The sequence below is a fragment of the Streptomyces sp. NPDC005566 genome, assembly GCF_040605575.1.
Taxonomy (GTDB): Bacteria; Actinomycetota; Actinomycetes; order Streptomycetales; family Streptomycetaceae; genus Streptomyces.
In genome coordinates this window covers 30,705-50,125 of record NZ_JBEXDB010000009.1, presented here as the reverse complement: position 1 = coordinate 50,125, position 19,421 = coordinate 30,705, and the positions used below count along the sequence as shown (strand labels likewise).

General features: G+C 67.9%; 14 protein-coding genes. 8 read left to right on the top strand and 6 right to left on the bottom strand.

The features are described 5' to 3' along the window. Positions 1-249 precede the first annotated feature (249 nt). From ABZS61_RS16095 to ngcE, 3 genes are read right to left on the bottom strand one after another with little or no spacing between them, the layout of a single operon-like run. On the bottom strand, positions 250-1,122 hold the full coding sequence (locus ABZS61_RS16095; protein ID WP_356420412.1) for a carbohydrate ABC transporter permease: 873 nt from the start codon (positions 1,120-1,122) through the stop codon (positions 250-252). Continuing rightward, a complete protein-coding gene (locus tag ABZS61_RS16090; protein ID WP_356420409.1) occupies positions 1,119-2,174 on the bottom strand; it encodes a sugar ABC transporter permease in 1,056 nt (351 codons plus the stop codon). The genes ABZS61_RS16095 and ABZS61_RS16090 overlap by 4 nt, the downstream gene beginning before the upstream one ends. 7 nt (positions 2,175-2,181) lie before the next feature. Next, on the bottom strand, positions 2,182-3,588 hold the full coding sequence (ngcE, locus tag ABZS61_RS16085) for an N-acetylglucosamine/diacetylchitobiose ABC transporter substrate-binding protein (protein ID WP_356420405.1): 1,407 nt from the start codon (positions 3,586-3,588) through the stop codon (positions 2,182-2,184). Positions 3,589-4,378: 790 nt separating this feature from the next. Between ngcE and ABZS61_RS16080 the strand changes: the two genes are divergently transcribed. The 3 genes from ABZS61_RS16080 (at position 4,379) to ABZS61_RS16070 (ending at position 9,417) form a co-directional block, all read left to right on the top strand. Next, complete coding sequence (locus tag ABZS61_RS16080) at positions 4,379-8,227, top strand: GH92 family glycosyl hydrolase (protein WP_356420403.1); 3,849 nt, start codon at positions 4,379-4,381, stop codon at positions 8,225-8,227. Between the two features lie 154 nt (positions 8,228-8,381). Further along, positions 8,382-9,227 carry a helix-turn-helix transcriptional regulator gene (locus ABZS61_RS16075; protein ID WP_356420400.1) on the top strand — a complete coding sequence of 282 codons (846 nt, stop codon included), beginning with the start codon at positions 8,382-8,384 and terminating at the stop codon, positions 9,225-9,227. Next, positions 9,211-9,417, top strand: coding sequence for a DUF397 domain-containing protein (locus ABZS61_RS16070; RefSeq protein ID WP_356420397.1), 207 nt, complete (start codon positions 9,211-9,213; stop codon positions 9,415-9,417). Before ABZS61_RS16075 ends, ABZS61_RS16070 begins: the two co-directional genes overlap by 17 nt. A 19-nt stretch (positions 9,418-9,436) precedes the next feature. On the opposite strand, the gene ABZS61_RS16065 is transcribed toward ABZS61_RS16070, so the two are convergent. Beyond that, positions 9,437-10,687, bottom strand: coding sequence for an MFS transporter (locus ABZS61_RS16065; RefSeq protein ID WP_356420394.1), 1,251 nt, complete (start codon positions 10,685-10,687; stop codon positions 9,437-9,439). Positions 10,688-10,821: 134 nt separating this feature from the next. Between ABZS61_RS16065 and ABZS61_RS16060 the strand changes: the two genes are divergently transcribed. Further along, positions 10,822-11,757: a LysR family transcriptional regulator gene (locus tag ABZS61_RS16060; RefSeq protein WP_356420391.1), complete on the top strand. Its 936-nt coding sequence runs from the start codon at positions 10,822-10,824 to the stop codon at positions 11,755-11,757. Between the two features lie 14 nt (positions 11,758-11,771). Here ABZS61_RS16060 and ABZS61_RS16055 read toward each other — a convergent pair whose 3' ends face one another. Both ABZS61_RS16055 and yicI read right to left on the bottom strand, forming a co-directional pair. Further along, positions 11,772-12,398 carry a histidine phosphatase family protein gene (locus ABZS61_RS16055; RefSeq protein ID WP_356420388.1) on the bottom strand — a complete coding sequence of 209 codons (627 nt, stop codon included), beginning with the start codon at positions 12,396-12,398 and terminating at the stop codon, positions 11,772-11,774. 54 nt (positions 12,399-12,452) lie between these two features. Then, a complete protein-coding gene (yicI, locus tag ABZS61_RS16050; protein ID WP_356420385.1) occupies positions 12,453-14,681 on the bottom strand; it encodes an alpha-xylosidase in 2,229 nt (742 codons plus the stop codon). A 325-nt stretch (positions 14,682-15,006) separates the two neighbouring features. Between yicI and xylA the strand changes: the two genes are divergently transcribed. The 4 genes from xylA (at position 15,007) to ABZS61_RS16030 (ending at position 19,420) form a co-directional block, all read left to right on the top strand. Next, positions 15,007-16,176 (top strand): xylose isomerase, encoded by a 1,170-nt coding sequence (gene xylA, locus ABZS61_RS16045; protein ID WP_356420382.1) that lies wholly within the window; start codon positions 15,007-15,009, stop codon positions 16,174-16,176. Between the two features lie 138 nt (positions 16,177-16,314). Then, on the top strand, positions 16,315-17,577 hold the full coding sequence (locus ABZS61_RS16040; protein ID WP_356420379.1) for a sugar ABC transporter substrate-binding protein: 1,263 nt from the start codon (positions 16,315-16,317) through the stop codon (positions 17,575-17,577). An 11-nt stretch (positions 17,578-17,588) separates the two neighbouring features. Next, complete coding sequence (locus ABZS61_RS16035) at positions 17,589-18,560, top strand: sugar ABC transporter permease (protein WP_356420376.1); 972 nt, start codon at positions 17,589-17,591, stop codon at positions 18,558-18,560. 5 nt (positions 18,561-18,565) lie between these two features. After that, positions 18,566-19,420, top strand: coding sequence for a carbohydrate ABC transporter permease (locus tag ABZS61_RS16030; RefSeq protein WP_356420373.1), 855 nt, complete (start codon positions 18,566-18,568; stop codon positions 19,418-19,420). The last annotated feature ends 1 nt before the right edge of the window (position 19,421 follow it).

The following is a 19,421-nucleotide window of genomic DNA, read 5'->3' as shown; positions in this document are numbered from 1 at the left end:
TGGCCCGCGTCACCCTGGGTGACCGAACCTTGTACAAGTTATGAACTCCAAAGCTCCGCTGAGGATACCTATGCCGTCAACCCCTTGACGGAAATCGGCTCCTGCCCCTTACAAAGGGGTCGGGCCCCGGAGAGTGGTCTCTCCGGGGCCCGACCCCTGTGCGCAACAGGTGAAGCAGCGGTTACGTGATGGCGCCGGCCGGCGGACCGGCGAAGCGACCCGGCCGGCCGTACGGCGCGACGGCGGACGTCAGCGGAAGGTGCCCTGTGACACCGAACCGGCGATCCGGCGCTGGAAGATGACGTACACGACCAGTACAGGCACCACCGTGACCACGATCGCCGCGAACAGCGCACCGTAGTCGACGTCGTAGACCTGCGAGGACGCGTACGCGGCCATCCCCTGGGTCAGGACCCACATGTCCTGGTCGGTGTTGAGCGCCACCGGCAGCAGGAACTGGTTCCACAGCCCCAGGAAGTTGAAGATCGCCACCGCGGACATGCCCGGAGTGGCCATCGGCAGCATGACCTGGAAGAACGCCCGCCAGTCACCGGCACCGTCGATCAACGCGGCCTCGTAGACGTCATGCGGCAGTGACCGGAAGAACGAATAGAGGAAGAACACCGTGAACGGCAGCGCGAACGCGACGTAGGTGAGGATCAGTCCCAGACGCGTGTTCAGCAACCCGAGGTTCTGCAACTGGAAGAACAGCGGCACGATCGCCAGGAAGACCGGGAACGTCAGTCCGGCCAGCATCGTGTAGTAGATCAGCCGGCGCCCGGGGAACTGGAACCTGGCCAGGATGTAGGCGCACATCGCTCCCAGCAACATCACCAGGAACAACGCGGAGACAACGACGATCACCGAATTCAGGAAGTACTTCCCGATGTTCGCGTCGGTCCACGCGTTCGCGTAGTTCTCGACCCGCCAGTGGTCCGGGAGCGAGAACGGCGACGACAGGATCTCGCCGGTCGACTTGAACGACGACATCAGTACCCACAGCATGGGCACGATCACGACCACGGACCATATGACCAGCAGGACGTGCGAGATCGCGGCGAACCTGCGGTCGCTGCTTGCGGTGACTCTGACCAGTTTCCGGTCGGCGGTTGTGGCGCTCACTGAGCACCTCCCTTGGCTCCAGCACGCCGAGCCTTGAACCCACGCGCATTCTCTTTGCCCTCACCACCGCCGGTCAGGCGGAAGACGGTGAACACCAGCGCCGCGAACACCAGGGTGACGACGGCGAGGACGACACCCATCGCGGTGGCGTATCCGAACTGCTGCTTCGCGAAGGCGACGTTGAACAGCCGCTGGCTGATCGTCAGGGTCGAGTTGGCCGGCCCGCCGTTCGGCAACAGTGCCTGTACGTAGACGAACGCGTCCAGCGCGGCGATGCCGAGATAGATGTACGCCGTCTGCACACTGTCCCGGATCGCCGGCAGGGTGATCGAGATCGTGGTCCGGAACCGTCCGGCCCCGTCGATCCTGGCCGCCTCGTACAGCTCGGCGGGAACTCCCTTGATCGCGGCGATGAAGAGCACCGCGTAGAACCCGACGAGTCCCCAGACGAAGACGAACATCAGGGACGGCATGGCGGTCGAGACCTCGCCCAGCCAGGCGAACGCCACGAAGCCGTCAAGACCGATCTTGGTGAGGAAGCCGTTGACCAGGCCGGCGTTCGGGTCGAACATCTGCGCCCAGATCAGGCCGACGATGATCGCCGGCACGACGTAGGGGAAGAACGAGATGATCCGGTAGAACGACGCACCCCGGATACCCCGGACGGGGCCCTTGCTGGGCCCGCCCAGCGTGACGGCCACCGCGACCCCGAGGGCGAGCGTCAACGTCACCAGCGGTACGACGGCCGCCAGCAGCGAGACGTTGCGCAACGCCTTCAGGAAGATGTCGTCATCGAACATCTTGATGAAGTTGTCCAGCCCGACGAAGTTGTAGTCCGGGCTGAAGCCGCGCCAGTCCGTCATCGCCCAGTAGATCGCCTGGACGAACGGCATCAGGACGAAAAGGATGAAGACGGCCAGCGGGATACCGAGGAACGCGAGGAAGAACGTCACCCGGTCGAAGGTGAGTTTGCGGCGCCCGGGACGCCCGCCGCGAGCGGCCGACTTGAGCCGGCCGCTCGTGGGTTCGAGTTTGGTGATCGTGTCACTCATCGCGCTACTAGCTGACCTTGATCTTCTCGATGGAGTCGTCTTCCCGGATCTTGTCGGAGATCTTCTGCAGAGCCGAGGTCAGACCCTTGCCGTCGATGTCGCCGGCGAGGAACGAGTTCCACGGCACCAGCTGGTCGGTGTTCATGCCGTAGGCCTCGACGAACGTGTAGTTGAAGATGTTCTCGCCCGCGGCCTCGAGCATCGTCGTCTGCGAGACGAGGGCCGTGGAGCCGTAGCCGTCGGCGGGCACGGTGCCCTTGACGATCGTCGGGGCCAGCTTCGTCTTGGAGAAGTTGGCGGCCGCCTTCTCGGACAGCATCGCCCGCAGGACCTCCTTGCCGCCGGCCGGGTTCTTGCCCTGTTTGGGAACGATGAACGGCTCGCCCGCGGCCGCACGGAGCGCCTCGTAGGGGATCTTCGGACTGCCCGTGAGCGTCATCGCCGGAACACCGGTCATCTGGAAGTCGGCCTTGGTGGCGTCCTTCATCTCGTTCTCGATCCAGCCACCGGACGGGTAGAGCAGCGCCTTCTGGTCGTTGCTCCAGATCGCCTGCGCCTTCTGGAACTGGGTGCCGGAGCCGCCGGGGACGAACATCTTCTCCTTGACCATGGTCTCCATGACCTTGATGACGCCCTGGACCGCCGGGTGCGACCAACAGCCCTTCTCCAGGTTCCCCAGCGCGAGACGGACCTCGTCGCCGCCCTCCTTGATCGCCGAGTCGATCAGGAGCGTCCGGTAGTAGGTCGCAGCTTCCTTGCCGTGGACGAAGAGGTACTTGCCCTTCTTCTTCGCCGCCTGGCCGAGGTCGAGCGCCTCGTCCCACGTCTTCGGCGGGGTCCAGCCGTTCGCCTCGAACAGCGTCTTGGAGTACCAGACGCCGTACACCGTCATCACGTAGTTGAGCGCGACGAACTTGTCCTTGAACGTGCCGGGGTCCTTGACGCCGGGGTAGACGATGTCGGCGATCTTCTTGCCCTCGTAGGTGTTGGCCTCGAAGACGTCGTCGAGCTCCTCGAGCTGGTCGAGAATGCCCAGGAAGCCGATCTGGTCCTCACCGGAGTTGTCGATGAGGTCCGGCGGGTTGCCACCGACGAAGCGGGGCTGGAGCTCCGGGCCGATGTCGACGACCGGCTTGACGTCAATCTTGGTGCCGGCGATCTGGGCCCCGATCACCGTGTTGACGAACGCGACGTAGTCGGTGCCGTAGCCGCCGTCGAAGATGGCCGCCTCGACCTTGGAGTTCTTGGCGACGCCGAACGGGTTCTTGGCACCCTTCTTGCCCTTCGGGCCGCCGCCACCGTTGTCGTTGCTGGAGGGAGAGCCACACGCAACCGCGAACGAACCCATGGCTGCCGTCGCGATCGCCCCGCGCAGGAGCGTTCGCCTGTCAAGAGAGCCGGCACGAATGGTCATCTCTGCATCCTCACTGATCAATTGGATCTCTACGGGTTTGCTGCGTGTTCGGCTGCCGGGCCGGGTTGGCCCCGTGCTTGCCGCACTTCTCTTTGAGCGCATCCTGATGTGGGTCTCCGCCTGCGATGTCGGCGGAGATGCACAGCGGGTCGTTCAGCCGTCGTCTCGGAGCCGCTCAGCGGCACCGATGGTGATCACCTGAGCGATGTCGGAAAAGCGGTCGCCGTAACCGCGGCCCGAGCCACAGTCGCGCTCCGCTTGATCAAATCGCAATGGCCTACGCCGGGGGTGGATCCCATGCTCAAGTCCTCGCCTTCTCCAGGACTCAGGCGGTGTACCGGTCACCCCATCGATATCGCCTCAGGCGAAGGGTTACACCACCGCGGTCAGTTGCGCTTGGGTCATGCGGAATTGCAGTTCTTCCGTGCAGTGCGGGTTTTCGGGAGCCTTACGGCGAAGTCGCTGACAGCGGCCCCGCAGACGTCCCCCGTCGCCCTTGCCCGTGACGCACGAACGGCCGTCCAGATGCCGACAGGTATAGTCCACTTGTCGCCAACTGAGCAAGATCGAATGCAGGTTTGAGCGGCAGTCTTTCCCGAGTTGAGACCTCGCGGATACTTCGGCACCGTGCGCCCTCGTACCGGAACCAACATTTCCGGATTGCGGCCGATTCGACAGGCCGACACCTCGCAACACTCTTGACACATCCGGCCACTTGGCTCCCTACTGGTACCCGAGTCCCGTAATGACAACGTTGTCCAAGCACGCCCCCCGGGAGGATCGGCTCCGTATGCAGCCCCTACGTGGTCTTCAGCAAGGCCCTCGCAAGAGACACAGCACCTCCGCCGCAGTCATCGCGGCCTCTCTCGTCCTTGTGGCGGCAGCCCCCACCGCGGCCTTCGCACAACCGGCCGGACCGTCCCAAAAGCCTTCCGGGGAGCGTTCGTTCAGCTCCTCCTTCGAAGAGGACGAAAAGCAGCCGGACTGGCGCAATACCGTCGAAGAAGGCTCCGACGGAAAGAAGAGGGCATCGGGTATCGATGGCGGATTCTCCGCCGGAATACCGGGCAATGTCACCGATCAGGTCACCGACGTGCGGGCCAGCAGCGAGAACTCCGGAGGTGGCGAGGGGAAGGAGAACCTCGTCGACGTGGAGTCCGGCACCAAGTGGCTGGCCTTCCAGCCGTCGGCCTGGGTCGAGTTCGACCTCGTCGAACCCACCAAGGTAGTGACATACGCACTCACTTCGGCCAACGACCACGACGAGCGCGACCCCAAGGACTGGACGCTGAAGGGTTCCGCGGACGGCAAGACCTGGACGGACCTGGACACCCGGACCGGTCAGGCCTTCTCGGAGCGCTTCCAGACCAAATCATACGATTTCACTACGGATACGGCTTACAAGCACTTCCGGCTGGACATCACGAAGAACAACGGCGCCGCCGACGCGATCCAGCTCGCCGACGTCCAGTTCTCCGACGGCGACACCTCCACACCGGCGCCCGGCGACATGCGCAGCCAGATCGACCGCGGCCCCTCCGGCTCCCCCACTGCCAAATCGGGTGCGGGATTCACCGGAAAGAAGGCCCTGCGCTACGCCGGCACACACAAGCCGGACGGCCACGCCTACTCGTACAACAAGGTCTTCGACGTCGACACGGCCGTCACCAAGGACACCGAGCTCTCCTACCTGGTCTACCCCCAGATGGGCCAGACCGATCTCAACTATCCGGCCACCCACGTCGCGGTCGACCTCGCCTTCACCGACGGCAGCTACCTGAGCGAGCTGAAGGCCACCGACAGCCACGGCGGGCTGCTGACCCCGCAGGGCCAGGCCGACGCCAAGCGGCTGTACGTGAACCAGTGGAACAAGGTCGCCTCGCGCATCGGCACGGTAGCGGCGGGCAAGACCGTCGACCGGATCCTGGTGGCGTACGACTCCCCCAAGGGCTCCGCGAAGTTCCAGGGCTGGCTCGACGACATCAAGATCGCCCCGAAGGCCCCGGAGAAGCGCAAGGCGCACCTCTCGGACTACGCGTCCACGGTGCGCGGCACGAACTCCAGCGGCGGCTTCTCTCGCGGCAACAACTTCCCCGCGACCGCGGTCCCGCATGGCTTCAACTTCTGGACGCCGGTCACCAACGCCGGCTCCACGAGCTGGCTGTACGACTACGCGCGCGGCAACAACGCGGACAACCTGCCGACGCTGCAGGCCTTCAGCGCCAGCCATGAGCCGAGTCCCTGGATGGGCGACCGCCAGACCTTCCAGATGATGCCGTCGGCGGCCTCCGGAACCCCGGACGCCTCCCGCACGGCACGCGGGCTGCCGTTCCGCCACGAGAACGAGACGGCGAACCCCCACTACTACGGGGTGACGTTCGAGAACGGTCTCAAGGCCGAGATGACGCCCACGGACCACGCGGCGCGGATGCGGTTCACCTACCCGTCCGGCGACGCCAGCATGGTCTTCGACAACGTCTCCAACGACGGCGGCCTCACCCTCGACGCGAAGACCGGCTCCTTCACCGGCTTCTCGGATGTGAAGAGCGGCGGCTCCACCGGGGCCACCCGGCTCTTCGTGTTCGGCGAGTTCGACGCACCGGTCACCGACAGCGGCAAGCTGAAGGGCGGCGGCGGTGACGACGTCACCGGGTTCTTCCGCTTCGACGCGGGCAAGGACCGGACGGTCAACCTGCGCCTGGCCACCTCGCTGATCAGCGTCGACCAGGCGAAGAAGAACCTCGCCATGGAGCTGCCGGCGAAGACCTCCTTCGACGCGGTGAAGAGGAACGCGCAGAAGGCCTGGGACAAGATCCTCGGCAAGGTCGAGGTCGAGGGTGCCAACGCCGACCAGCTGACCACTCTCTACTCGAGCCTGTACCGGCTGTACCTCTACCCGAACTCCGGCTTCGAGCAGGTCGACGGGAAGAGCACCTACGCGAGCCCGTTCTCGCCGCAGACCGGCACGGACACCCCGACGCACACCGGAGCGAAGATCGTCAAGGGTGAGGTGTACGTCAACAACGGCTTCTGGGACACCTACCGGACGACCTGGCCCGCGTACTCCTTCCTCACCCCGAAGCAGGCCGGCAAGATGGTCGACGGCTTCGTCCAGCAGTACAAGGACGGCGGCTGGATCTCCCGCTGGTCCTCCCCCGGGTACTCCGACCTCATGACCGGCACGAGCTCGGACGTGGCCTTCGCGGACGCGTACGTCAAGGGCGTGGACTTCGACGCGGAAGCGGCGTACGACGCGGCCGTCAAGAACGCCACGGTGACCCCGCCGTCCTCCGGTGTCGGTCGCAAGGGCATGGAGACCTCGGTCTTCACCGGGTACGCGAACACCGAGACGCACGAAGGTCTCTCCTGGTCGCTGGAGGGCTACCTCAACGACTACGGCATCGCGCAGATGGGCCAGGCCCTCTACAAGAAGACGAAGAACGAGCGCTACAAGGAGGAGTCCGCGTACTTCCTCAACCGCGCCCAGAACTACGTCAAGCTCTTCGACGACAAGGCCGGCTTCTTCCAGGGCAAGAAGCCGAACGGCGACTGGCGCCTGCCCTCCGACACATTCGACCCCCGCGTCTGGGGCTACGACTACACGGAGACCAACGGCTGGGGCTACGCCTTCACCGCCCCGCAGGACAGCCGGGGCCTGGCCAACCTGTACGGCGGCCGCGACGGTCTCGCCAAGAAGCTGGACACCTACTTCTCGACCCCCGAGACCGCCGGACCCGAGTTCGTCGGTTCGTACGGCGGCGTCATCCACGAGATGACCGAGGCGCGTGACGTACGGATGGGCCAGTACGGTCACAGCAACCAGGTCGCGCACCACGCCACGTACATGTACGACGCGGCCTCGCAGCCATGGAAGACGCAGGAGAAGGTCCGCGAGGTCCTCGGCCGCCTGTACACGGGCAGCGAGATCGGCCAGGGCTACCACGGCGACGAGGACAACGGCGAGCAGTCGGCCTGGTTCCTCTTCTCCTCGCTCGGCTTCTACCCGCTGGTCATGGGCAGTGGTGAGTACGCGATCGGCTCGCCGCTCTTCACGAAGACGACCGTGCACCTGGAGAACGGCCGCGACCTGGTGGTCAAGGCCCCGAAGAACAGCTCGAAGAACATCTACGTCCAGGGCCTGAAGGTCAACGGCAAGAAGTGGACGTCCACCTCGCTGCCGCACGACCTGCTGGCCAAGGGCGGCGTGCTCGAGTTCGACATGGGTTCCAAGCCCTCCGCGTGGGGCACGGGCAAGACCGCGGCGCCGGTCTCCATCACCCAGGACGACAAGGTCCCCGCCCCGAAGAGCGACGTGCTCAAGGGCGACGGCGCGCTGTACGACAACTCCTCGGCCACCTCGGCCGCGGTCGAGTCGGTGGACCTGCCGGTCACCTCGGCCACGAAGGCGATCCAGTACACGCTGACGTCCTCCGCGGCCGCGAAGGCGCCGGCGGGCTGGGTGCTGCAGGGCTCCTCGGACGGCACCACCTGGAAGGACCTCGACAAGCGGTCCGGCCAGACGTTCCTCTGGGACAAGCAGACCCGGGTGTTCTCGGTGCACACGCCGGGCTCGTACACCAAGTACCGGCTGGTGAGCACGGCGGCGGCGACGCTGGCGGAGATCGAGCTGATCTCCTGACCTGACGGTCCGTCCACGGCGGCCGGTACCCCGGAAGGGGTACCGGCCGCTTTCCTGTCCGCCGGCGCCGTCGGCGTGCTCCGGGCCCACCCGTCCGGGTGACTGCGGGTGGATCCGTATATGCGGGGGCGGGGTGATCGCTAGGTTCCGGAGCATGCCGCTGCCCAAGGAGCTCGACCCGTACGCGAACCCGCGCGCCTTCTACGGCGCGGAGTTGCGCCGCCTGCGGGAGGCGGCGGGCCTGTCGCAGAACCAGCTGGGCGAGCGGGTGTTCTGCTCCGGCACGTACATCGGCCTGTTCGAAGCAGCTGAGCGGCGGCCCCAGTTGGAACTGTCGCGCGCGCTGGACGAGCTGCTGGGGAGCGGCGAGCATCTGCAGCGGCTGTGCACACTGGCACGGAAGTCGAAGGTGGCGGAGTACTTCGCGGACGCGGCGGAGCTCCAGCAGCGTGCCGCGTCAGTCGCGGAGTACTCGTCCATGGTGGTTCCGGGACTGCTTCAGACCGAGTCGTATGCCCGAGCCCTCACCCGGGCTGCGCATCCGTTCGCCGCCACGGACGTCATCGAGGATCATGTACGTACACGGATGGAACGCGGCCGCCTGCTCGACTCCCCTACTGCGCCGGTACTTTGGGTGGTCATCCACGAAGCCGCCCTCATGGTGACGATGGGTGGAGGCGCTGTGATGGCTGAGCAACTCATCCACCTCGCCGAGCAGACTGCCTCCCGGCCCCGTGTCGTCACGCAGGTGCTGCCGTTCTCAGCCGGGGCCCACCCCTTCCTCGACACGTCGGTGACCCTGATGCACTTCGACGACGCCCCGCCGGCCGTATACACGGAAGGCGCCTACAGCGGCCAACTCGTAGAAAACTCACCACTGGTGGAGCAATTCTGTTCCGCATACGATCTGGCCAGGGCTTCCGCGCTGTCCCCGGAGACGTCCCTGTCCCTGATCAAGTCGGCGGCGAAGGGTCATACGACCGATGCTCACCTCACGTGACCTGTGCAGAGCGGTCTGGCGCAAGTCGTCCTACAGCAACGGAGACGGAGGGAACTGCGTCGAAGTGGCCGACGGCTTCCCCGGTTTCGTCCCCGTCCGCGACAGCAAGACCCCCGCCGGCCCCGCACTCGCCTTCCCCGCGGCGCAGTGGACGCCGTTCGTCGACGCCCTGAGGAACGGCACCCTCTGACAGGGCCTGCTGGTCCCGGTCAGGTGCGGCTCCGTGCCGACTCCGGCTGCGCCCCGGAGAGGTGACCTGCTGCCCGGCGGGGGAGCAACAGCGGCGTCGCCAGCAGGAGCACGCCGGCAAGGCCGATGGCGCTGCGCGGGCCGAGCAGGCCACCCAATACGCCCCAGAAGGCCGTCAGGAGCGCGGTCGAGGCCTTGGTCGTCACCGCCCAGGCGGACAGGGTGCGGGCGACCCGGTCGGTCGCGGTGCGCTCGAGGCGGTAGGTGGCGCCGACGGGGTTGAAGACACCGCAGCAGAGGATGAGCCCGAACTCGACACCCATCACCAGCAGCAGTCCTCCGGTGCCCGGTCCCACGAAGGCCAGGCCGACGGGCCAGAACGCGCGCAGCGTCCCCGCTACGACCAGGACCCGGTGCTGCCCGAACCGGGTGACGAGAGGCCGGGCGAGCCGCGAACCGAGCAGCCCGCCGATCGCGGGCACGGCGAAGGCCAGGCCGTACTGCCACGGTGCGAACCCGAGCCGGCCGAGCATCAGGACGGCCAGCAGCGGCGAGGCGGCCATCACCAGGCCGTTGAACAGGGCTGTGTTGAGGAACAGCGGGCGGAGCGTCGCGTCGGCGAGGATGTACCGCCAGCCGTCGAGCAGGTCACCGGCCCGCATACGCGCGGCCTCCCGAGGCTCGGGCCGGGGTTCGTGCCCGCCCATCGCGCGGATGCCCAGGGCCGAGAGCAGGTAGCTGACCGCGTCGGCCACCAGCGTCGCCACCGGACCGAGGAGCCCGATCGCGGCGCCGCCCAGCGGCGGTCCGATGATCGTGGTCGTCCAGGCCGTGGACTCGAATCTGGCGTTGGCCACGAGCAGGTCCCCGGGTGGCAGCAGCGTTTTCAGGTACGCGCCGGAGGCGGCACGGAAGGTGATGTCGGCCCCCGCGACGACGACCGAGACCAGCAGGAGCTGAACGAAGGTGAGCACGCCGAGCGCGAACGCGGCGGGGATGGTCAGCAGCGCCGCGAACCGCACCAGGTCCATCGCGATCAGCACCGGCCGCTTGCGGCGGAACTCCACCCACGGGCCGAGCGGCACCGCCACGACCGCGCCCACCGCAGCCCCCACGGAGGCGAGCGCGGCGACGTCGCCCGGTCCGGCGTCCAGCACCTGGATGGCGATCAGGGGGAACGCGCCGAAGGCGAGCCAGGTGCCGAGCGCGCTGGTCCCGTACGCTCCCCAGAGCCACCCGAACGGCCGCCCGAGCCGGTGCCCGCTCCTCATGCCCGATACCCCTCTCCGCTCACCCGCACAACCGTTTTGCGATCGGAAGCATCAAAGCGAGCGCGATACCCGGGGATCAAACAACCAAGAAGGCGCTCGGCCACAACCAATGGTTGTGGCCCTAGGGTGTCGACATGGATCTCGACACCGTCCGGACCTTCCTGGCCGCCGCCGACGCGGGGCAGTTCCAGGAGGCCGCCGCCGAGCTGGCGGTCACCCAGCAGGCCGTCTCCAAGCGCATCGCCGCACTGGAGCGCAGCCTCGGCGTGCGATTGTTCACCCGCACGCCGCGCGGTGCCGAGCTCACCATCGACGGGCAGGCGTTCCTGCCCCACGCGCGCGAACTGCTGCGTGTCGCCGAACGCGCGGTCGCGTCCGTACGCACCGGCCACCGTCCACTGCGCGTCGACGTGATCGCCTCACGCGGCGCGGCGTCCGGCCTGATGCGCGGCTTCCACGACGCGCACCCCGGGATCGAGCTCGACGTGGTGTGGCTCTTCGACATCGAGACGGCCGTCGCCGCCATCCGGTCCGGTGAGATCGACGCGTCCTTCCGCGCCGTCTCCGTGCCCGGCCGGCCCCTGCCCGAGGACATCGAGTCCGTCCGGGTGCTCGACGAACCGCTCCAGCTCCTCACCGGCCCCGCACACGCGCTGGCGGGCGCCCGGTCGGTGCCCCTCGCCCAGCTCGCCGGGCACCGGATCTGGATGCCGGGCATCGTCCCCGGTACCGAGTGGGCCGCCTACTACGACGACCTCGTCGCCGAGTTCGGTCTCACCATCGAGGCGACCGGCCCCAACTTCGGCTCCGACGCACTCCTGGACACCATCGCCGACACCCCCGCCCTGGCCACCTTCATGGGCGGGAGGACCCGCCTCGTCTGGCCCGTCGGCCACGGACTGCGCCTCATCCCGGTGACCGACCCGACCCCCGTCTACCCGCACTCGCTCCTCTGGCACCGCGACAACCCGCACCCGGCGCTGGCCACCCTGCGCGCCCACCTCGCCGCCACGGTGACCGGTCACGACGACGCCGCGACCTGGGCGCCGGGCTGGGCGATTCCGCGCTGACGCCGCGTCCGCGCTCAGGCGCGCGCCGCCACGTACAGGCTCTCCGGGAGCGCGAGGTTCAGTGCCGTGACAACCGGCAGGCCGTGCTCCGTACCGAGGCGGGAGACCGCGCCCGTGGCGAGCTGGAACAGGGCGCCGCTCGCCGGAGTCAGGTGCAGGTAGCGGGCCGTGAGGACCCGCAGGAAGTGCGAGTGCGCCACCAGTGCGATGTCGGTGTCCCCGAGGCGTGAGGCAGCTGCCCGGACCTCCGCCAGGATCCGGTCCGCGCGGGCGCCCACCTCGGCCGGGGTCTCGCCCGGGTGCCCTTCGGGGCCGGGTGCGACGCCGTCGGTCCACAGGTTCCAGTCGGGCCGGGTCCGGTGGATCTCGACCGTGGTCACCCCCTCGTACGCCCCGTAGTCCCACTCGTGCAGATCCGGTGTGACGCGGGGCGTCCGCAGGCCCGCAAGTTCCGCGGTACGCCTGGCGCGGATCAGCGGGCTGACCAGGGTGAGGCCGATGTGCCGGTCGGCCAGGAGGGGGACCAGTGCGCGGGCCTGGCGTTCGCCGAGGTCCGTGAGCGGCAGGTCGGTGTGGCTCGTGTGCTGTCCGGAGCGGGACCATTCCGTCTCGCCGTGCCGGATCAGGATCAGCTCGCCCATGGACTCCACCTTCGCGCCGAGGAGCCGGCCCCGGGCCGGGGCCGGCTCAAAGGTTCAGCCTACGACCGTGACCGTGTACGGCTGGTCCGTGTCCGTCACGACCCGGACCTCGCCGCCCTTGCGGACCACTTCGTACGTCGCCGCGGGTGCGCCCGTGAGGTCGGGGACCGTCACCGTGCGGGTGAAGTCGCCGGTGCCGGCGGGGGCGAAGACACGGAGTTCCAGGTTGTCGAGCCACTCCCCGTCGGGGCGTGAATCGTCCGCGCCCAGCGCGAGCACCGCGCCCGGGCGGACCAGGACGGGCAGGCTGTCGAAGCCGTGGGTCTCGCGGCGCCACCCGGGGCCGGTGACCGTCTCGCCGGTCAGCAGGTGGGTCCAGGTGCCCTCGGGGACGTAGTACTCGACCTGGCCGTCCTCGGTGAAGACGGGCGCGACCAGGAGGTCCGGGCCGAGCAGGTACTGGCGGTCCGCGGTGCGGGCGGTCGGGTCGTCGGGGAACTCCAGCAGCATCGGGCGCATCGTCGGGACGCCCGTGCGGTGGGCCTCGACGGCGGCCCCGTACAGGTAGGGCATCAGCCGGTGCTTGAGGCGGGTGAACTGCCGGGCCACGTCGACCGCTTCCTCGCCGAACTCCCACGGCACCCGGTAGGAGGAGGAGCCGTGCAGCCGGCTGTGCGAGGAGAGCAGGCCGAAGGCGAGCCAGCGCTTGAAGACCGCCGGGTCGGGGGTGCCCTCGAAGCCGCCGATGTCGTGGCTCCAGAAGCCGAAGCCGGAGAGTGACAGGGAGAGGCCGCCCCGCAGCGACTCGGCCATGGCACCGAAGGAGGACCAGCAGTCGCCGCCCCAGTGGACCGGGAACTGCTGGCCGCCGGCGGTCGCCGAGCGGGCGAAGAGTACGGCTTCTCCCTGGCCGCGCTCCTTCTCCAGGAGTTCGAAGACGGCCTTGTTGTACAGGTGCGTGTAGTAGTTGTGCATGCGTTCGGGGTCGGAGCCGTCGTGCCAGACGACGTCCGTGGGGATGCGCTCGCCGAAGTCGGTCTTGAAGGCGTCGACACCCTGGTCGAGGAGTCCCTTGAGCTTGCCCTGGTACCAGGCGGTGGCCTCGGGGTCGGTGAAGTCGACCAGCGCCATGCCGGCCTGCCACTTGTCCCACTGCCAGATGTCGCCGTCGGCGGTCTCGACGAAGTAGCCCTTGCGGGCTCCCTCCTCGTACAGCGCGCCCTTCTGCGCGATGTACGGGTTGATCCAGACGCAGATCCGCAGGCCCTTCTCCTTGAGCCGGGCGATCTGGCCCACCGGGTCGGGGAAGGCGGCCGGGTCCCATTCGAAGTCCGACCACTGGTACTCGCGCATCCAGAAGCAGTCGAAGTGGAAGACGCTGAGCGGGATTCCGCGTTCGGCCATCCCGTCGACGAAGGAGGTGACGGTCTTCTCGTCGTAGGACGTGGTGAACGACGTGGACAGCCAGAGGCCGAACGACCAGGCCGGGGGCAGGGCCGGGCGGCCGGTGAGTGCGGTGTAGCGGGCGAGGACGTCCTTCGGCGTGGGGCCGGCGATGACGACGTACTCGAGTGTCTGGTCCTCGACGCTGAACTGCACCTGGCCGACGGCCTCGGAGCCCACCTCGAAGGAGACCTTGCCGGGGTGGTTGACGAAGACGCCGTAGCCGCGCGAGGAGAGGTAGAACGGGATGTTCTTGTACGCCTGTTCGCTGCTGGTGCCGCCGTCGGCCTGCCAGATGTCGACGGTCTGGCCGTTCTTCACGTACGGCGTGAAGCGCTCACCGAGACCGTGGACGGTCTCGCCCACGCCGAGAGCGAGCTGGGCGACCATGTGGTGGCTGCCGTCGGGGAGGGTGGCGAACGCGCTCCCCTTGCGTCCGGCGGAGGTCAGGAGCTGCCCGTCTCCGTCGAGGAACTCCAGACCGAAGGCACCCTCGGTGGGCAGCCGCAGCGTGAGGGGGCCGCTGGTGAGCTCGGCGGTGGCACCCAGGTCACGGGCCGTGGCGGCGGACTGCGCCTCAGCGCCCACCAGTTCGAAGTCGGGGCCCTTGGGGCGCCTGCCCGCGTGGTGGGTGAGCCGTACGGCGATGACGCCCTCGGCGGGGGCGTGGGCCTCCACGGTGATCAGCGGGGCGTTGAGGGTGTCACCGCGCCGTTCGACACGTTTGACGGCTGCGTAGGCAGCGAGGCGGTCGGTGTCGAGGCGGACGTCGCGGACTTCGGTGGCGTACGAGGCGTGCACACCGCTGCGCAACTGCCAGAAGCCGTCGGTGAACTTCATGGGGGGTCCTTAGCCGTTCAGGAAGTACGGAGGTGCGGGACGTCAGGTGCGTCTGCGGCGAGCGCGCCCACGGGTCCTCTCGATTTTGATCGTACACAAAACAAATGTGCGCACGAGGGGCCGTACGCAAGGGGAACACCCGGAATGCCCGAATAACTGGAGTGCCGACGAAGGCCGCAGATCAGACATGCTGCCGCCACGTGACCGATACGTCACGGAAACGGTATGGAAACCAGCGGCAGGATGGAGTATTAGTACTGCAAGCAAACAAATTGGTCGGTCGGCTGATCCGCCGCCCGCGCCTTCGTCGACAAGAGGCTGATCAATGTCGGAACGCTTCACCCCCACCGCCGCGGACAGGTTCACCTTCGGTCTCTGGACCGTCGGCTGGCGCGGCAACGACCCGTTCGGCGACGCCACCCGTCCCGCGCTCGACCCGGTCGAGTCGGTCGAGCGCCTGGCCGAGCTCGGCGCCCACGGTGTGACGTTCCACGACGACGACCTCATCCCGTTCGGCTCCTCCGACAGTGAGCGCGACGCCCACATCGCGCGCTTCAAGGAGGCACTGGAGCGCACCGGGCTCAAGGTCCCGATGGCCACCACCAACCTCTTCACGCACCCCGTGTTCAAGGACGGCGGCTTCACGTCCAACGACCGCGACGTGCGCCGTTACGCGCTGCGCAAGGTCATCCGCAACATCGACCTGGCCGTCGAGCTGGGCGCCGAGACGTATGTCGCCTGGGGCGGCCGCGAGGGCGCCGAGTCCGGTGCCGCCAAGGACGTCCGCGTGGCGCTGGACCGCATGAAGGAGGCCTTCGACCTCCTGGGCGACTACGTCACCGAGCAGGGCTACAACCTCCGCTTCGCGATCGAGCCGAAGCCGAACGAGCCCCGCGGCGACATCCTCCTCCCGACCATCGGGCACGCCTTGGCCTTCATCGAGCGCCTGGAGCGCCCCGAGCTGGTCGGCGTCAACCCGGAGACCGGCCACGAGCAGATGGCGGGCCTCAACTTCCCGCACGGCATCGCTCAGGCCCTGTGGGCGGGCAAGCTCTTCCACATCGACCTCAACGGCCAGTCCGGCATCAAGTACGACCAGGACCTGCGCTTCGGCGCCGGCGACCTGCGCCAGGCGTTCTGGCTCGTCGACCTGCTGGAGAACTCCGACTACGCGGGCCCGCTCCACTTCGACTTCAAGCCGGTGCGCACCGATGGCATCGACGGCGTCTGGGAGTCCGCGAAGAACTGCATGCGCAACTACCTGATCCTCAAGGAGCGCGCAGCGGCCTTCCGCGCCGACCCGGCCGTGCAGGAGGCCCTGACCGCCTCCCGCCTGGACGAGCTGGCCCAGCCGACCGCCGCCGACGGGCTCAAGAGTCTGCTCGCGGACCGTTCCGCGTTCGAGGAGTTCGACGTGAACGCCGCCGCCGAGCGTTCGATGGCCTTCGAGGCCCTGGACCAGCTCGCGATGGAGCACCTGCTCGGCGTCCGTTGACGCACCGGGTGCCCGGCGGTCCGCCGCCGGGCACCCGCGCTTCCGCGTGCGGCCTCGCCGAATCCGCGCACGGTCTTGACGATCAGCCCGTGGGAGCGTTCCCATGGTTCGGCCACCCCCTCACGCAAGGGCACCACCGTGACAGAAATATCCCCGGACGGAACGGACCGACGCCCCAGCCGCCGCACCAGGCGGATCGTCGTCCCCCTCACCGTCGTCTCCGCGATCCTCACCGGCGCCGTGCTGTCGGGGTGCGGTCAGCAGCGGGACGACGACGTCTACACCGTCATGAACTCCTCGACCGACGAGTCGTACCACCGCTGGGACGGCGACACCCTCGCGCGCTGCGGCAAGGAACTCGGGATCACCATCGAGCAGCAGAGCGTGCCGGCCTCCCAGCTGATGACGAAGGCGCTGCGCATGGCCTCCTCGAAGTCGCTGCCGGACGTCCTCCAGCTCGACGCCTCCGAGATGCCGACGTTCGCCGAAGCCGGCGGGCTGATCCCGCTGAAGGATCTCGGACTGACCACGACGGACATCCCCGAGGGGATCGTCGACTTCGGCTCGTTCGACGGGACGTACTACGGGGCCGCGCGCACCGTGAACACCCTGGCGCTGTTCTACAACAAGGACATCCTCGACGAGGCCGGACTGAAGGTGCCCACCACCTGGGCCGAGATGCGGTCGACGGCCAAGAAGCTGACCCAGGGCAAGCGTTACGGGCTGGCGCTCAGCGCGGGCGGCGCGGAGGACGGTGTCTTCCAGTTCACCCCGTTCATGTGGTCCAACGGCGGCGACGAGACGAAGCTCGACAGCCCCGAGGTCGCAGGTGCCCTGGACTACTGGAAGAGCCTGCTGAAGGACGGCTCGCTCTCCAAGTCCACGGTCAACTGGACCCAGGCCGACGTCAACGACCAGTTCATGGCAGGCAACGCCGCCATGATGATCAACGGCCCGTGGCAGGTCGAGACCCTGAACGCGAAGAAGGGCCTCGACTGGGGCATCGCCGAGATCCCCGTCCCCGAGGCGGGCGACGACTCGGTCGGCCCGCTGGGCGGCGGTGTGCTGACCGTGCCGAACACCGGTGACAGCCAACGCGAGAAGACGGCCGCCGAGATCATCGGCTGCATGGCGGGCGAGCAGGAGCAGATCACGTACGCCCTGAACAGCTGGATGGTCCCGGCGAACACCGAGGCCGCCGCGGTCTGGCGCACGAAGGCCCCGGAGCTGGCGGCCCTGGCCGGCCAGGTCTCGACGGCCCGTTCCCGTACCGCCAAGGTCGGCGCGCAGTGGTCGTCCGTGTCGCTCGCCCTGCAGAGCGCCTTCCAGTCCGCCCTCACCGGCGAGTCCAGCGAGGCCGCTCTGAAGCGTGCCCAGCAGCAGGTCACGAGCGGGAACTGAGGTACCGAACCATGTCATCCACCACAGCCTCCGCCGCCGCGCCGCACGCCGAGCCGAAGACCCCTGCGGCCGGTGCGGCCGAGAAGCCCGTGAGCCCGCGGCGCGCCAAGCACCGCAGGCAGCTCGCCCAGTGGGGCTTCATCGCCCCCGCCGTGATCTTCATGGCGCTGTTCTTCGGCTACCCGCTCGTCCGCAACATCGTGATGAGCTTCCAGGACTACTCGCCGTCCACCTTCTTCACCGGCGAGGCGCCGTTCAACGGAACGGACAACTGGAGCAACGTCTTCGACGACGGGCTGTTCGGCAAGGCCCTGTGGCAGACGATCCTCTTCACCGTCGGATCGCTCGTCGGCCAGTTCTGCATCGGCCTCGCCCTCGCCGTCTTCTTCAGCCGCCGCTTCCCGCTGAACGGGGTCCTGCGCTCGCTGATCCTGCTGCCGTGGCTGGTCCCGATGGTCGTCTCCGGCATCGTCTGGCGGCGCATCTTCGACCAGGACACCGGCGTCCTCAACTCCTTCCTGGGCACCATCGGCCTCAGCGGCGACACGCCCTGGCTGACCAGCACGAGCATGGCGCTCGTGTCGGTGATCCTGGTGAACATCTGGATCGGCATCCCGTTCAACATGGTGATCCTCTACGGCGGCCTCCAGGAAGTCCCCAAGGAACTGCACGAGGCGGCCTCGCTCGACGGCGCCTCCGCCTGGCGCACGTTCCGCTCGGTGACGCTGCCGATGCTCAAGCCCGTCATCACGGTGGTGCTGGTGCTCGGCTTCATGTCGACGGTCAAGATCCTCGACCTGGTCCTCGCCCTCACCGACGGCGGCCCCGCCGACTCCACGCAGACCCTCGGCACGCTCACGTACCAGAACTCCTTCGTCCAGATGGACTTCGGGGCCGGTGCCGTGGTCGGCAACATCCTGATCCTGATCTCCGCCGTCTTCGCGGTGTTCTACCTGCGGGTCAACCGCAACGAGGGGAAGTGACCGGCATGGCGACCACCACCCAGATCCCCGCCGCCCCGGCTCCCGCCCTCCACCGGCCCAAGCGCCGCTGGGGTGCGACCGTGTTCGGCGTCGTCATCCTCGCCGTCATGCTGTTCCCGCTGTACTGGATGGTCAACACCGCCCTCCAGCCGGACGCGAGCCTCGTCGAGGTCGCCCCGGTGCCGACGGGCATCGACTTCTCCGGTTTCACCTCGGCCATCACCGACCAGGGCACGAACCTGCTGACCTCGCTGGCCGTGGCACTCGGCGCCGTGGCCATCTGCCTGGCGATCTCCGCGCCGGCGGCGTACGGGCTGGCGCAGTTCAAGCTGCGCGGCAGCAGGACGATCGTCTTCGGCACGCTCATCACCCAGATGGTGCCGGGCATCGTCATCGCCAACGCCCTGTACAGCGCGTACGTGGACCTCGGCCTGGTCAACTCCTACTTCGGCCTGATGCTGGCGGACGCCTCGCTGGGCATCCCGTTCGCGATCGTGCTGATGCGCTCGTTCATGGTGTCCATCCCGCGCGAGGTCGTCGAGGCGGCCGAGGTCGACGGTGCGGGCCGCATCCGCACGTTCATCCAGGTCGTCCTGCCGATGAGCCGCAACTCCCTGATCACCGCGGGTCTGTTCTCGTTCCTGTACGCGTGGAGCGACTTCATGTTCGCGCTCACGCTGAACACGACGGACGACGTCAAGCCGATCACGCTCGGCATCTACCAGTACATCGGGGCCCATGTCGGCGACTGGGGCTCGGTCATGGCCGCGTCCGTGCTCTCCGCGGTGCCCGCGGCGGTCCTCCTCGTCCTGTCCCAGAAGTACATCGCCGCCGGCATCACCGGTGGCTCGGTCAAGTAAG

Excerpts from the sequence above, each read along its gene's own strand:
- ABZS61_RS16090 (WP_356420409.1), bottom strand. The coding sequence starts at position 2,174 with ATGAGTGACACGATCACCAAACTCGAACCCACGAGCGGCCGGCTCAAG.
- ngcE (WP_356420405.1), bottom strand. The coding sequence starts at position 3,588 with ATGACCATTCGTGCCGGCTCTCTTGACAGGCGAACGCTCCTGCGCGGG.
- ABZS61_RS16080 (WP_356420403.1), top strand. The coding sequence starts at position 4,379 with ATGCAGCCCCTACGTGGTCTTCAGCAAGGCCCTCGCAAGAGACACAGC.
- ABZS61_RS16075 (WP_356420400.1), top strand. The coding sequence starts at position 8,382 with ATGCCGCTGCCCAAGGAGCTCGACCCGTACGCGAACCCGCGCGCCTTC.
- ABZS61_RS16070 (WP_356420397.1), top strand. The coding sequence starts at position 9,211 with ATGCTCACCTCACGTGACCTGTGCAGAGCGGTCTGGCGCAAGTCGTCC.
- ABZS61_RS16065 (WP_356420394.1), bottom strand. The coding sequence starts at position 10,687 with ATGAGGAGCGGGCACCGGCTCGGGCGGCCGTTCGGGTGGCTCTGGGGA.
- ABZS61_RS16060 (WP_356420391.1), top strand. The coding sequence starts at position 10,822 with ATGGATCTCGACACCGTCCGGACCTTCCTGGCCGCCGCCGACGCGGGG.
- ABZS61_RS16055 (WP_356420388.1), bottom strand. The coding sequence starts at position 12,398 with ATGGGCGAGCTGATCCTGATCCGGCACGGCGAGACGGAATGGTCCCGC.
- yicI (WP_356420385.1), bottom strand. The coding sequence starts at position 14,681 with ATGAAGTTCACCGACGGCTTCTGGCAGTTGCGCAGCGGTGTGCACGCC.
- xylA (WP_356420382.1), top strand. The coding sequence starts at position 15,007 with ATGTCGGAACGCTTCACCCCCACCGCCGCGGACAGGTTCACCTTCGGT.
- ABZS61_RS16035 (WP_356420376.1), top strand. The coding sequence starts at position 17,589 with ATGTCATCCACCACAGCCTCCGCCGCCGCGCCGCACGCCGAGCCGAAG.
- ABZS61_RS16030 (WP_356420373.1), top strand. The coding sequence starts at position 18,566 with ATGGCGACCACCACCCAGATCCCCGCCGCCCCGGCTCCCGCCCTCCAC.